Origin of the sequence: Streptomyces sp. NPDC085866 (assembly GCF_044541035.1) — a bacterium.
GTDB lineage: Bacteria > Actinomycetota > Actinomycetes > Streptomycetales > Streptomycetaceae > Streptomyces.
Genome location: NZ_JBITSQ010000024.1, coordinates 25796 through 38770 on the forward strand (window position 1 = coordinate 25796; position 12975 = coordinate 38770).

Annotated in this window: 11 protein-coding genes and 2 pseudogenes; 9 read left to right on the forward strand and 4 right to left on the reverse strand. The window is 69.4% G+C overall.

All coding sequences use genetic code 11. The features are described 5' to 3' along the window. Positions 1 to 235 precede the first annotated feature (235 nt). The 3 genes from ACIF83_RS41180 to ACIF83_RS41190 all read left to right on the forward strand — a co-directional run bounded on the left by ACIF83_RS41180 (position 236) and on the right by ACIF83_RS41190 (position 3473). On the forward strand, positions 236 to 1615 hold the full coding sequence (locus tag ACIF83_RS41180; RefSeq protein ID WP_399735168.1) for a flavin-containing monooxygenase: 1380 nt from the start codon (positions 236 to 238) through the stop codon (positions 1613 to 1615). Further along, a complete protein-coding gene (locus tag ACIF83_RS41185; protein ID WP_393483865.1) occupies positions 1602 to 2471 on the forward strand; it encodes an SDR family NAD(P)-dependent oxidoreductase in 870 nt (289 codons plus the stop codon). The genes ACIF83_RS41180 and ACIF83_RS41185 overlap by 14 nt, the downstream gene beginning before the upstream one ends. A gap of 291 nt (positions 2472 to 2762) precedes the next feature. Further along, complete coding sequence (locus tag ACIF83_RS41190; protein WP_399735171.1) at positions 2763 to 3473, forward strand: HAD family hydrolase; 711 nt, start codon at positions 2763 to 2765, stop codon at positions 3471 to 3473. Between the two features lie 13 nt (positions 3474 to 3486). On the opposite strand, the gene ACIF83_RS41195 is transcribed toward ACIF83_RS41190, so the two are convergent. Both ACIF83_RS41195 and ACIF83_RS41200 read right to left on the reverse strand, forming a co-directional pair. Then, the gene (locus ACIF83_RS41195; protein WP_399735174.1) at positions 3487 to 4920 is read right to left on the reverse strand and encodes a hypothetical protein; all 1434 of its coding nucleotides are present in this window, start codon (positions 4918 to 4920) and stop codon (positions 3487 to 3489) included. Positions 4921 to 5241: 321 nt separating this feature from the next. Further along, positions 5242 to 5394, reverse strand: coding sequence for a helix-turn-helix domain-containing protein (locus ACIF83_RS41200; protein ID WP_393483872.1), 153 nt, complete (start codon positions 5392 to 5394; stop codon positions 5242 to 5244). Positions 5395 to 5549: 155 nt separating this feature from the next. Here ACIF83_RS41200 and ACIF83_RS41205 point away from each other — a divergent pair. Beyond that, positions 5550 to 5651 (forward strand): annotated as a pseudogene (locus tag ACIF83_RS41205) (IS5/IS1182 family transposase); the annotation flags it as partial. Positions 5652 to 5746: 95 nt separating this feature from the next. Here ACIF83_RS41205 and ACIF83_RS41210 read toward each other — a convergent pair. After that, positions 5747 to 6271 carry a hypothetical protein gene (locus ACIF83_RS41210; RefSeq protein ID WP_399735178.1) on the reverse strand — a complete coding sequence of 175 codons (525 nt, stop codon included), beginning with the start codon at positions 6269 to 6271 and terminating at the stop codon, positions 5747 to 5749. Between the two features lie 119 nt (positions 6272 to 6390). Further along, positions 6391 to 6488, reverse strand: a pseudogene (locus ACIF83_RS41215) (IS5/IS1182 family transposase); the annotation flags it as partial. 366 nt (positions 6489 to 6854) lie between these two features. Between ACIF83_RS41215 and ACIF83_RS41220 the strand changes: the two are divergent. From ACIF83_RS41220 to ACIF83_RS41240, 5 genes are all read left to right on the forward strand, one after another. Beyond that, positions 6855 to 8729, forward strand: a complete 1875-nt coding sequence (locus tag ACIF83_RS41220) for an amidohydrolase (RefSeq protein WP_399735336.1) — start codon at positions 6855 to 6857, stop codon at positions 8727 to 8729. Positions 8730 to 8856: 127 nt separating this feature from the next. Next, positions 8857 to 9519 carry a hydrolase gene (locus ACIF83_RS41225; protein WP_393483878.1) on the forward strand — a complete coding sequence of 221 codons (663 nt, stop codon included), beginning with the start codon at positions 8857 to 8859 and terminating at the stop codon, positions 9517 to 9519. Positions 9520 to 9568: 49 nt separating this feature from the next. Then, positions 9569 to 10093, forward strand: coding sequence for a DoxX family protein (locus ACIF83_RS41230; RefSeq protein ID WP_393483881.1), 525 nt, complete (start codon positions 9569 to 9571; stop codon positions 10091 to 10093). Then, entirely contained in the window at positions 10074 to 10811 is a 738-nt protein-coding gene (locus ACIF83_RS41235; protein WP_393483884.1) for a YoaK family protein, read from the forward strand. The genes ACIF83_RS41230 and ACIF83_RS41235 overlap by 20 nt, the downstream gene beginning before the upstream one ends. A 269-nt stretch (positions 10812 to 11080) precedes the next feature. Beyond that, positions 11081 to 12739, forward strand: coding sequence for an MFS transporter (locus ACIF83_RS41240; RefSeq protein ID WP_399735182.1), 1659 nt, complete (start codon positions 11081 to 11083; stop codon positions 12737 to 12739). Positions 12740 to 12975 lie beyond the last annotated feature (236 nt).

Here is a 12975-nt window from a genome sequence, read left to right on the forward strand (position 1 = left end):
CGGGCTTCGTCAGCGGAGCAGTCGTTCTGACTCACCTGCATCGGGGATCCGAAGGGATCCCGCCCAGGACACGAACCACGACGCCCGCCCGGGATCCGGTCGGCGCCGAGCCCTTCACCCGACGACAGGCCGTGTCCCCGACACCGGCCATCTGCGCTGATCACTTGCACAGGTCACTTGACTTGGCCACTTGGCCAGATATGCTCTCGGCACGCTCTGACAGAGAGGTGCCACAGTGACCACAGACGCACTCCGGGCCCCGGTCCACGCCGAACTGCCTGTCGCGATCATCGGAGCCGGCCCCGCAGGACTCTCCGCAGCCCGGGCGCTGAAGCGACTGGGAATCCGGTACGTACAGTTCGAACGTCACTCCGACGTCGGCGGCATCTGGGACATCGACAATCCCGGTTCACCCATGTACCGCTCGGCGCACTTCATCTCGTCGCGCGACAAGTCGGGCTTCTTCGACTATCCGATGCCGAAGGACTTCGCCGACTATCCCTCCCGCGAGCAGATCCTTCGCTACACCCGGTCGTTCACGGACGACTTCGGACTGCGCGAGGCGATCCGGTTCGACACCGCCGTCAGCTCGGTGGAGCAGGACGAGGACGGCGCCTGGACCGTACTCACCTCGACCGGAGCCACACGGGCGCGGGCGGTCATCTGCTGCTCCGGAGTGACCTGGGACGCACGGACTCCCGGCATACCGGGCGACTTCGCCGGACGTACCATGCACTCCGTCGAGTACGCCGATCCGTCGCTGTTCCGCGGGCAGCGCGTGCTCGTGGTCGGGCTCGGAAACTCCGGCGCCGACATAGCCTGCGACGCCGCCGCCAACGCCGACGCCGCATTCATCAGCACGCGCCGCGGCTACCACTTCGTGCCCAAGCACGTATTCGGCATGCCCTCCGACGAGACCGAGTGGCTGCCGATCTGGGCCGAGCGCCTGGTCTACGGGATCGTGCGGCGGGTGATGGTGGGTGACGTGAGCCGCTGGGGACTGCACCGCCCCGACCACCGCCTGTTCGAGTCACACCCGCTGCTCAACACCCAGCTCCTGCACTACCTCCAGCACGGCGACGTCACTGCCAAGCCGGACATCGCGCGCTTCGACGGCGACAAGGTCGTGTTCGCGGACGGCTCCCGCGAGCGGATCGACCTCGTCCTCTTCGCCACCGGCTACGACATGACCATCCCCTACGTACCGGCCGATTACTTCGCGTGGAAGGGAGGACGGCCACAGATGTACCTCAACGCCTTCAGCCGGCAGCGGCACAACCTCTTCGGGCTCGGCTACCTGGAGGTCAACTCCAGCGCGTACACCCTGTTCGACCGTATCTCGCACCTGATGGCGCAGTACCTCAACGATCAGGTGCACCGTCCCGACCGTGCGGGGAAGTTCGAGCGGCTCATCCGTGAGGACCGCCCTGACCTTTCGGGCGGGATCAAATTCGTCGGATCCGACCGCCACGCGGCTTACATCGAAGTGCGCGCCTACAAGAAATACCTCCGCACGCTGTCCAAGCGGCTGGGCTGGTTCGAGCTGTCCCCGGGACTGTTCAACACCGTCCGCGCCGCTTCCACCCGGAAGGCGAGTGCCCATGCAAACGGCTGACTCCAAACCGCTCGCCCTGGTCACCGGAGCCGGTGGCGGTATCGGGCTCGGCGTCTCCCGCCTGCTCGCCGGCCGCGGCTACCGCGTCATCGCCGTCGAGATCGACGAGACGGCAGCCATGACGGCGGCCGTCGCCATCAACGCCGACGCGATTCCGGTGGTGTGCGACGCAGCCGACCGCGAGCAGGTCGCCGGACTGTGCGCCCGTGTCCGCAAGGAATGGTCCGACCGGCTCGACGTCCTGGTGTGCAACGCCGGCGTCATCGTCCCCGGTAGCGTGGCCGACTCCGCGGCCAAGGACCTGAACACTCAGCTCTCGGTGATGCTGGAGAGTCCTGTCCAGCTCATAGCCGCTGCCGCGGAGGGGATGAGGCGGCGAGGCCGGGGACACATACTGGCGACGGTTTCCATGGGCGGAGTCCTGGCGCTTCCCGGCTCCGCCGTCTACTCGGCCGCAAAGTCTGGACTGCGGGCCTTCCTTACCGCCCTCTCCTGCGAACTGCGCAACACCGGGGTCGCCGTCAGCGGCATCTACCCCAGCGGCGTCGACACCCGCATGCTCCAGCACGAGGCGCTGCACGGGGGCAGCATGCTCAACTTCGTCGGCAAGGTGCTCTCGGTCGAGGACGTCGTACGTGGCTATGCGCGTGCCCTGCGCACCCGACGACTGGAGATCTTCCTTCCCTACGCCGACAGCATCGTCTCCCGGGCGATGGCCTTCGCCCCCGCGCTGTCCAACCGGGCCCTCCCCCTCATGGAACGCATCGGACGGCGTGGGCACGCCCGCTATCTCAAGCGCAAGGGCCTGGGACAAGAGCACACGCGCAGGCCCCGTGCAAGATTCCGGCGAAGGTGATCTCGTCGAGAGAAGCCGAGTTCGCGGTAGCAGAGGATCTGCTGGAGTCGGGCCAGGTCCGCGTCGCTGTACGGGACTGCTTCATGCCGCCAGTCGATCGCCGAGTGGACTGCGCCGGCAGTTCGGACCGTGGAGATCTTTTCACCTGTGCGGTTGCGACTGGAAGGCATCCCCTGCGGGGAGGCATTTCCCATGCCTGTGATCTTCTTCGACATCGGAGCGACCCTGGCGGACGCCCACGGGGAACCCGACGGCTCCCTGACACTTCAGCCCCGACCACGTGTCACGGCCGTGCTCGACGCCCTCGGCGAGGTGCGCACGGGCATCATCTCCAATCCCGGGCCGGGCGAGGGCGCTGCCGCACGGGCAACGGCCGCGCTGCACAAGGCATTCCCCGGCCGTTTCACGGACGAGGCTCTTGTGCACTGGGGTGTGAAGGACAGTCGCAGGATCTTCGATCGGGCGGTCGCGAGCACAGAAGGAGCGGTGGCCGACGACTGTGTCTTCGTGGGCGAGGACGCTCAGGAGCGCGCGTTCGCGCGGGAAGCGGGGATGCGTACGACGGCCCACCCGGTGTTCGCTGTCGCCGCGATGGAACACCGTCCCGTGCTCCGGACACGGATCGAGCTGTCGGGCGGTCCGGGCGTGGCCGAGTTGGCTGCGGCCGTGAACGAGACCGAGGCCGTTGTCGTGCAGATCGTCTCCGAGGGGCTCGTGCTCGCCATGGCGACCACGCGGGGCGCCGAAGCGCTCGAGCACGCCGGTTTCACGGTGAACCCGCGGGGACCGGTGGATGGAACGGTGGCCTTCGCGATCCGGGACGACCAGCCGGTCTCGGCAGGCGATGCCGAGCGCCGAGCGACCGAGAAATTCATCAACGACCTGCTGGCGCGGGGCGAGGCGGTGTTCGAGGGTGAGGAGCCGACGCCGATTACGACGCATGTCATCGAGCGTGCAGACGACGGGCGGCTCACCGCCCGCCGTCTGCGTTTCTTCCACTGATTGCGCTGACTGCTCAGTCGAAGCACCGCCGGATGAGGGCAAGACCCTCGCCGGTCGTGCTCCGCGTGATCTCGTGCGTCTTGAGCCGGGAGGGCCTGTCGTCGACGAACGTCGCAGCGGAGCGGTGCTCCTCGGGTACGTGGACGCGGCCTTGGCGGAAGAGGTCCTCGAGGAACGACGTGGCGACCCGCTCGGGGTCGGCGGGCCGCAGCGAGCCGCCGGCGGGGTCGGAGCCCGCGATGCCGAACCGTCGCTCCTCCGCCGGGGCGGAGAGAGTGAGGGGCAGAGTGACGCCGTACGCCGCCCCCTGGATCGTGACGGCCGTGAGACCCTCGTCGTCACCACCGCCCGGCGTCGCCTCGGCGATCTGGGCGCTTCGGCGTGCCACCTCCGGCTCGGTGACGGACGCGGCGGCCTCCAGGGAGAGGATGCCGTGACGGATGAACGCCGAGCGCAGGGACTGACCGTACTTGCCGCCGTTCCGCCGCTGGTCCGCGGCGATCATGTGACCCGCGACCTGTGCGTAGTACGCGGACACCACGGGCGCGGCCACGACGGCATCCACCAGCAGCTGCCCGGCGATCTCGGCCGACCTGGCCAGACCGGCCTGGTCCTGCAGGTCCTGCTGCCTGAAGATCCCGGCGACGATCTTCAGGAACGCGCCGCTGAACACCCGGGAGAACGAGTGGGGCTCGCTGGAGAGGGTGTTCGCGGGTCCGGTCGGCGGCAGCTCCACCGGGTCGCGGTAGAAGAAGCTGTTCGCCATGTTGCGCAGGCAGTCCGGGTCGACCGCGTTCGGGTGGCCCTGGCGGATGGCCCAGCCCAGTTGCTCGGCCATCCTCGACACCCGCGAGGACAGTTCGAGGTCGCCCTGTGTCTCGGCCAGTACCGCGATCCGCAACGATTCCAGCCCAAGTGAGCTCAGCAGCGCGCTGATGTCACCGAACGCTTCGTGCAGAGCGGCCGCTTCCGCGCTCGCCGCGTTGAACAGCTGAGGACGCAGGGCATCGAGGATCGCATGACCCGTCTCGTGCTCGACTACCTCGGAGCTCTCGCACGCGGCGACGGTGACGCCCAGCACCGTGCGACGGAAGAACCACAGGCCTTTGCGGTCGTAGAAGGCATTGAGGTCGATTCCTGCGTCGAGGTGTGCGTTGAGGGCGCGGCCGACCGTCGGATGCCATTGTGTTCCGGTCGGGACCAGCGGACCCCAGGTCCGGGCGGCCCTGCTGAGCGCGTCGGCCGCCACCCAGTAGCGGAAGGCCTCGGTGCCCGGCCCGGCACCGTCGGGCTGCGGCGTGGCTTCCGCGATGGCCGTCGGGAAAGGCTGTGTGTCGAGCTGTGGAACGGGATGCGGTACGGGCATGTTGACCAGCGGAGGAAATCCGGGGTCGCCCTCGTACACCAGAACCGTCGGGATCATGGCTTGCGGTTGCTGCACCGTCATGGTGCCTCCGTGAGGGAGGAGGATTACGGATGGTGGAATCCCCCCACAGGGAAGCTTCTGATCAAGAGTCCCTCATCTTCAGTACGAGGCCCAGGCAGCCCGGTGTCAATCCGAACAGAAACAGGTCGAGCCGCGTCCAGCCGGTGGTGGAGCAGACGAGCGGGCGGCCGTTCCTGGCCTGTGCCCAGTGCCTACGTGCCACCAGCCCCGGCGACCGGACGGCAGCCAGACGAGTGACGGCGACAGCGCCAGCGGTGGCACGGCTGATGTGGTCGGGCAAAGATGTACGCGGAGGGCCCACGGCTCGTCGCGGAGCCTGGTTCACCGGACGCGGTCCTTGGTACCAGACCCGACGGTAGCCTCCTTGTCGGCGAAGTACCGGTACAGCACGCCGACCGATACCCGGGCCTCGGCAGCAATCAGCTTGGTGCCGAGATCGTCGTAAGGGGTCGCCTCCAGCAGTGCAGCTGTCACCTCGAGGATGCGGGCTACCTACTCTCGGCTGCGTTGCTGCTGCGGCTCGTCCACCTGCCGGGGTTGCTCGGTGACACGACTCAGGGGGACGTTCGTGTGTCCCGACGCCGAACCGGAGAGACGCAAGCGACTGGACCGGAGAGTGAGTAGAGTTCAACCGGGCGCTACCGGTGGCCGCGTACCGGCATATCAACCTGACACTGCGCCAGCTCGCCCCGCTGTTCGGCCTCTCGAAGTCCGCTGCCGCCCACATCATCCGCACGACTGCACAACCCGACCATCACCGGACAGACGAACCGCTTCACCAGCCAACGGCGTTCACGTCTCTCAGATGATCATTGCGGGACGAGCCTCAATCCCGGCATGGGCCGTCGGTCACAGAGCCGCTACCGTTCGCCGTGTCTGGAACGGTGGCGCAAACCTGCTTGCCGCTGTCCTCGTCGGTCACCGTCACGTGCCCGTTCGTGTAGAAGGAAGCCCCCTCCTCGGCCTTGTACCCGATCTGGTCGGTCAGTGTCGTCGAGTTCGACAGCAGCACGTCACGCGGGGATGTGCTGCACGGCGACGGGACGTATGTGGCAGCCCCGTCGGGCACCGATCCACTCGGATAGACGAAGGTGGGTTCAGGGGAAGCGGGGTCGCAGTCCCGGGCCTCCTCCATCGCGTCGTCGATGATCTGGCGACCGGCGGCGTGCAGTCCGTCGTTCGTCCGCTGGTTCTCGAAGTAGTGGTCGAACAAACCGAGTCCGCCCAGCACGCACAACGTCGTGCCGAGCCCGAGCAGCCAGCTCCTCAGGGACTTGCCATCGCTCTTCGGCTCGGATCCCCTGGCCGAGAGCGCGGCAGAGGCGGCGAGCACCCCACCGACCACGAGCATGCCTACGGCAGCCCCGATCGGGAAGGGGCCCGTGTGTATCCCCTGAACCGGCAACGGCTGAGCAACTCTCATCTACGACGCCCCCCATTTCGAACAAGCTCGGCCGTCAGCCTAAGCGGGCAGTGCCGACTGAGCCCGGATGCGCGCCAGGCATGCGCGTCCGTGGTGGTGCCGGCATCGGACGCCCGGCGGCGATCACCAGCCTGGTGTCCGCCTCCGGGAACCGATCCGGATCGTCGTGCCGGGCATTCCGGCGCCGCAGCCTGGCACGGTAGGTCTTGCGCGCACGTCAGTTGTCCTCGAGCGCACGAAGGCATCCCTGCCTGCCCGACAGTCGCCGGCACTGCGATCCCGTGCCGCACTTCCCGCCGCGCATGGCGTGCGCTACGAGCAATGTTCCAGTGCGCTGACAGGACACACAGCAGCGTCCGCCGAGCCTAGTGTGACGACGCAGCGGCCGTGGTTCGCCCATGAATTCGGCAGCGCACATTCAGACCGTCAGCGCATTTGCCCTCCGCCGCGTTCGAACGCGGCGGACATCGAAGTCGTCCATCCCGGAAAGGGTCCTGCACACGTGTCTCCCATGCCGGTCGGCGGACTGGTTCCCCAGGCCACCGACGATGCCGCAGAACTCGTCGTCCGTAACGCGAAAATCCATACGGGAGACCCGAACCGCCCGCAGGCCGAGGCGCTCGCCGTCAAGAGCGGTGTCATCACGGTCGTCGGTGACGACAAGGACGTGGCCCCGTACGTCGGAGCCGCCACAAAGGTGGTGGACGCGCTCGGCCGGCGGATGGTCCCGGGGCTCAACGACGCCCATCTGCACGTCATTCGGGGTGGGCTCAACTACGTACTGGAATTGCGCTGGGACGGTGTTCCCACGCTGCGTCAGGGCCTGGCCATGCTGCGGGAACAGGCCGCTCGCACCCCCAAGGGTCAGTGGGTGCGGGTGGTGGGAGGCTGGTCGGCCGAGCAGTTCGCCGAACGACGCCTACCGACCGTCGCGGAATTGAACGCCGCCGCCCCCGACACCCCGGTGTTCGTCCTGCACCTCTACCAGTCCGCGGTCCTCAACCGGGCGGCGGTGCAGGCGGCCGGTTTCGGCAAGGACACGCCCGACCCCCGGGGCGGGCAGATCGTTCGCGGACGGGACGGGGAGCCGACGGGCATGCTGCTCGCGGCGCCCGGCGCCCTCATCCTCTACTCGACCCTGGCCAAGGCACCGGTGCTGGAGGGCGAGGACCAGAAGGTCTCGACCCGTCATTTCCTGCGGGAACTGAACAGGTTCGGTCTGACCTCGGCGATCGACGCCGCCGGCGGTTTCCAGAATTTCCCCGACAACTACAGCACCGTCATCGACCTTGCTAAGGCCGGCCAGCTGTCGCTGCGCATCGCTTATCACCTCTTCCCGCAGACTGCGGGCCAGGAAATAGCCGACCTCACGCGCTGGATCGACATGGTCCGTCCCGAGGACGGGGACGCATGGCTGCGGCTCAACGGCGCAGGTGAGAATCTCACCTGGGCAGCGGCGGATTTCGAGAACTTCAACCAGCCGCGTCCGGAACTCGGGGAATACGAAGGGGAATTCGAGAAGGCCGTCCGTCTTCTCATGGAGAGCGGCTGGGGATTCCGGCTGCACGCCACCTACGACGAGACCATCCGCCGGGACCTCACGGTCTTCGAGAAGCTGGCCTCCGAGGGTCTGTTCCCGGCCGGGAACCGGTGGTTGTTCGACCACGCCGAGACCGTGTCCCCGGAGAGTCTCGACCGGATCGCCGCGCTCGGCGGCGCCGTGTCCGTCCAGAACCGGCTGTCGTTCCAGGGCGAGGCGTTCCTGCGCCGCTACGGCCCGGGCAGGGCCGCCGATGCCCCGCCGATCCGGGCGATGCTGGAGCGCGGGCTGACCGTGGCCGCCGGCACGGACGCCACCCGGGTCTCCACCTACAACCCCTGGGTGGCCCTGCACTGGCTGGTCAGCGGCCGCACCGTCGGAGACCTCGTGCTGCGCCCCGCGGGCAACCGGGTCGACCGGCAGACGGCGCTCAGGATGTTCACCCGGGCCGGCGCCGAGCTGACCGGTGAGGAGGAGATCAAGGGCGTTCTGCGACCGGGGTGTTACGCGGACCTCGCGGTGCTGTCCGCGGACTACTTCACCGTTCCCGAGCCGGAGATCGCGCACATCGAGTCGCTCCTCACGGTCACCGGCGGCCGGATCGTCTACGCCGCCGGCGAGTACGAGGGACTGGACGAGGAACTGCCGCCCGTCAGCCCCCATTGGAGCCCGGTGGCGCACTTCGGCGGCTACCAGGCGTCAGGGCCGGACGTCGCGGGCGTGCTCCAGGCGGAGTCCCTCGGTGAGGCCGTCGCCGAGTCGGAGCGGCACCGCGAGTGGCGCGTACGGCGCGGCCTGATGCCGGATGGCGCCGCCACATCCTTCGATCCCTGCTTCGCCCTCTAGTGCTCCCGGAAGGGCCGGGCCACGAGCCGCCCCTCCCGGGACACCACTCAACGAACCGTCCACCGGGCGGTTTCTTGCCCGACGCGGACGCCTGTCCGCGCCGTTACTCATGGAAAGGCACCCTCACATGGCCGACATCGCCGAGGTCACCGCGTCTCCCAGCCCCGACCTGCTCACGCCCGAGAACTGCGCGGTCCTGTTCGTGGACCACCAGCCGCAGATGTTCTTCGGCACCGGCAGCGGTGACCGCACCGCAATCATCAACTCCACCCTGGGTCTGGCCAAGGCCGCCAAGGTGTTCGACGTGCCGGTCGTGCTGAGCACCGTGGCCGCCGAGTCCTTCTCCGGGCCGATCCTGCCGCAGCTGGCGGACGTCTTCCCCGACCAGAAGATCATCGACCGCACCACGATGAACGCCTGGGAGGACCCCGCGTTCGTCGAGGCCGTCAAGGCGACCGGCCGGCAGAAGCTCGTCATAGCCGGTCTGTGGACCGAGGTCTGCGTCGTCCTGCCCACGCTGTCCGCCCTCGCCCAGGGTTACGAGGTCTACGTGGTCACCGATGCGTCCGGCGGCGTCAGCCCGCAGGCGCACGAGCACGCGGTCCAGCGCATGATCCAGGCCGGTGCCGTCCCGGTCACCTGGGTGCAGGTCCTGCTGGAGCTCCAGCGTGACTGGGCTCGCGCCGAGACGTATGTGCCGGTGACGGAGGTCGTCAAGGAGCACGGCGGTGCCTATGGCCTCGGTCTGGTCTACGCGCAGGCCGTGATCGGCGCCCACGCCGCCGGCTGATCCCACTGCGTCGGCCAGAGAAGTGAAGGTCAGGAACAGGTAGGAAGAGATGGATGCTGGACTGCTGGTCCTCCGGCTGGTGGCGGGACTCCTCATCGCCGGTCACGGAGTGCAGAAGGTGAGCTATCGGCTGGGGGGCCACGGCTTGGCAGGCGGTACCGAGGAGTTCCGTCACGACGGGTTCCGCGGCGGCCGGCTGACGGCGGTCGTCGCGGGGGCCAGTCAGATCGGGGCCGGCCTGTTCCTGACCGCAGGGCTGCTCACGCCTCTGGCGGCGATGGCGGCCATGGGCGTGATGACGGTCGCGGGCACCGTCAAGTGGCCCAAGGGCCTGTGGGTGCAGAACGACGGCTACGAGTATCCGATGGTCCTCGTGGTCGTCTCCGCGGCGCTGGCCCTCACCGGGCCCGGCCGATGGTCCCTCGACCACGTGCTGGGCGTCACCCCGTGGCCGGTGTGGATCGCCCTGGCCGCGATCGTGTGCGGCCCCGCCAGCGGGCTGCTGACCCGTCTGGTGCTGCACCGTGTGCCCGCCGCACCGGAAAGGACACGCCGTGCGCAGGCTGTTGACTGACGCGGCGCGCACCCTGGCTCCGCCCAGGGACGACCGCCACGGCCCGCTGGCTCCCCTGATGCTGACGCTGACTGTGGTCACCGGCCTGGTCGACGCGGTGAGCTACCTGGCACTCGGGCACGTCTTCGTCGCCAACATGACCGGCAACGTGGTCTTCCTCGGATTCGCGCTGGCGGACGCCGCGAACCTGTCCGCACTCGCCTCCGTCGTCGCGCTGGCGGTGTTCCTTCTCGGCGCGCTGGCCGGCGGCAGGCTGGGTACGCGGTTCGCCGCGCACCGCGGGCACCTGTTGCGGACGGCCACCGCCGCACAGACGGTCCTGGTCGCCGTCACCGTCGCCGTCACGGCGGTCACCGGCGGCCGGGTCACCACCGGGGTCCAGTACACGCTGATCGTGTGTCTCGGGCTCGGCATGGGTCTGCAGAACGCGGTCGCCCGGCGCCTCGGCGTTCCCGACCTCACCACGACCGTACTGACCCTGACCCTCACGGGGCTGGCCGCGGATTCCACCCCGGCGGGCGGCGCGGCGCCTCGGCCGGGCCGCCGGGTCCTGTCCGTGCTGGCCATGCTGCTCGGCGCGTTCGTCGGCGCCGAACTCCTCCTGCACGGCCATCTCGTGCTCACTCTGGGCCTTGCCCTGCTGCTCCTGGCGCTCACCACTGTGGTGACGCACCGGCTGTCGAGCACCGACGCCCCCTGGGTCCGGTCACCCTCCTGAGAATCCGGAGGCCCGGTCTCACGGGGCGTGCGCGTCGGACGGCCGACCCGCACGAGAAGGAAGCTGGGCGAGCGGGATCTGTTGACGGAGGAATCCGAGATCCGGCTAGCCCTCCTTCGTCCTCCTCCCCCGGCCCTGCCCGCAAGGCCCCCGGGCGGAGTCACCACGCTCCGGGGCCACATCCCTTGCACTCCCGGTCAACAACCTGCCGCCGGCGGGCTCTACGGTCACTCCCGCCCATGCCCGCCCCGCACCCGGTCTGGACAAGCATGAAGAGCACACCGTCGTCACCGGAACCCGCAGAGAGCGAATCCCCGTGGGCACCGCTCGCGGCACGCGTCTTCCGGGCGCTGTGGATCGCCCAGTTGGTCTCCAACATCGGCAGCTGGATGCAGACGGTGGGCGCCCAGTGGCTGCTGGTCGGGCACGGGACCGCACTGGTGACGCTCGTGCAGACCGCCTCCAGCCTTCCCGTCGTGCTGCTGGCCCTGCCCTCCGGGGTGATCGCCGACCGCTTCGACCGCCGTTCGGTGCTGCTGGCCGCGCAGTTCGCGATGCTCGCGGTGTCCTGTGCGCTGGCCGTGCTGGCGTTCACGGACGCGCTGTCGCCGACGGTGCTGCTCGTCCTCACCTTCCTGCTGGGGTGCGGTACCGCACTGATGGGCCCGGCCTGGCAGGCGGTCCAGCCGGAGCTGGTGGAACGCCGACGGCTCGGACAGGCGGCCGCTCTGGGCGCGGTGAACATGAACCTGGCCCGCGCCGTGGGCCCGGCACTCGGCGGGGCGGTGGTCGCGGCGGCGGGCGCGGGCTGGGTCTTCGCCTTCAACGCTGCCTCCTACCTCGGCATCGCGGCCGTCCTCCTGGTGTGGCGGCGCCCGCCGACGGCCGCCCCCGCCGCGGGCAGCGAACGGCTGCTGGCCGCCCTGCACGCCGGGCGCCGCTATGTGTGGAACGCGCCCGGGGTGCGCAGGGTCCTGCTGCGCACGCTCCTGTTCATCCCCGGCGGCGCGGCTCTGTGGGCACTGCTGCCCCTGACCGCGAGCCGCTCCCTGGGCCTCGGCTCGGGCGGATACGGGCTGCTGCTGACGGCGGTGGGCGTGGGAGCGGTGGCGGGAGCCTTCGCGCTGCCGCGCATTCGTCGCGTACTGGAAGCCAACGGCACGCTCGCGGCGGGAGCCGTGGTGTTCGCCGGGGTGCTCGCGGTGCTGTCGACCGTCCGTGCACCGTGGCTGGTCGCGGCCGCCCTGCTGCCTGCGGGCCTCGCCTGGATCGCCGTGCTGTCCACGCTCAACGCGGCCGTCCAGAATCGGTTGCCGGGCTGGGTCAGGGCCCGGGGGCTCGCCGTCTACCTCCTGGTCTTCCAGGGCGGCCAGGCGTTGGCGGCGCCCCTGTGGGGGGCGGTGGCCGACTGGCTGGGGCTCAGCTGCTGTCTGCTGATCGCCGGCGTCGTGATGCTGCTCAGCGCCGCCACCGTGCGGCGGTGGCCGCTGCACGACAGCGAGGGGATCAACCCCTCGCCCTCCGACCACTGGCCCGCTCCTCCCCTGGTGTTCGAGCCGGGAGAGGCCGACGGCCCGGTCCTGGTGTCGGTCGCCTACCACGTCCCCACGGACAACCGGGCCGAGTTCACGGACCGCATGCACCACGTGGCCCGGTCCAGGCGCCGTACGGGGGCCCTCACCTGGGGTCTCTACCAGGACGGCAACGACCCGGAACGCTTCGTCGAGACCTATCTGGTCTCCTCCTGGGCGGAACACCTCGCCCAGCACCACGTCCGGCTGACGGCCACCGACCGCCGCTACGAGGAGCGGGCTCGCGAGCTGCTCACGCCCGGAACCCTCCCCGAGGTGACCCATGCGTTCGACACCACGTCAGGACCTGCGGTACCGGGTCAGGCAGTCACCGGTGCGCCGAGTTCCGGAGACTGAGACCTCCGCATGGCGCTCGCCCTTCCCCGATCCACCCTTTCTGCCCCGGCCTTCCGGCAGCGCGGGTCCGTCGTGGGCGAACGCCTCGCGCGGCACGTCCCGTACCTCGGCGGGCCGTACTGGACGGGGGTGAGGAAGTCACCCATCACCATGGAGAAGCCACCGTCGCCGCACCGGGCCACGCCCCCCCCTCGCCCGGATCCGGTGCACTGAGGGGCACCTACGCGTGCACGCGC

What these genes read in the sequence shown, in the direction of transcription:
- ACIF83_RS41185 (WP_393483865.1), top strand. Translation starts at nt 1,602, where the DNA reads ATGCAAACGGCTGACTCCAAACCGCTCGCCCTGGTCACCGGAGCCGGT.
- ACIF83_RS41195 (WP_399735174.1), bottom strand. Translation starts at nt 4,920, where the DNA reads ATGACGGTGCAGCAACCGCAAGCCATGATCCCGACGGTTCTGGTGTAC.
- ACIF83_RS41210 (WP_399735178.1), bottom strand. Translation starts at nt 6,271, where the DNA reads ATGCTCGTGGTCGGTGGGGTGCTCGCCGCCTCTGCCGCGCTCTCGGCC.
- ACIF83_RS41220 (WP_399735336.1), top strand. Translation starts at nt 6,855, where the DNA reads ATGCCGGTCGGCGGACTGGTTCCCCAGGCCACCGACGATGCCGCAGAA.
- ACIF83_RS41225 (WP_393483878.1), top strand. Translation starts at nt 8,857, where the DNA reads ATGGCCGACATCGCCGAGGTCACCGCGTCTCCCAGCCCCGACCTGCTC.
- ACIF83_RS41230 (WP_393483881.1), top strand. Translation starts at nt 9,569, where the DNA reads ATGGATGCTGGACTGCTGGTCCTCCGGCTGGTGGCGGGACTCCTCATC.
- ACIF83_RS41240 (WP_399735182.1), top strand. Translation starts at nt 11,081, where the DNA reads ATGAAGAGCACACCGTCGTCACCGGAACCCGCAGAGAGCGAATCCCCG.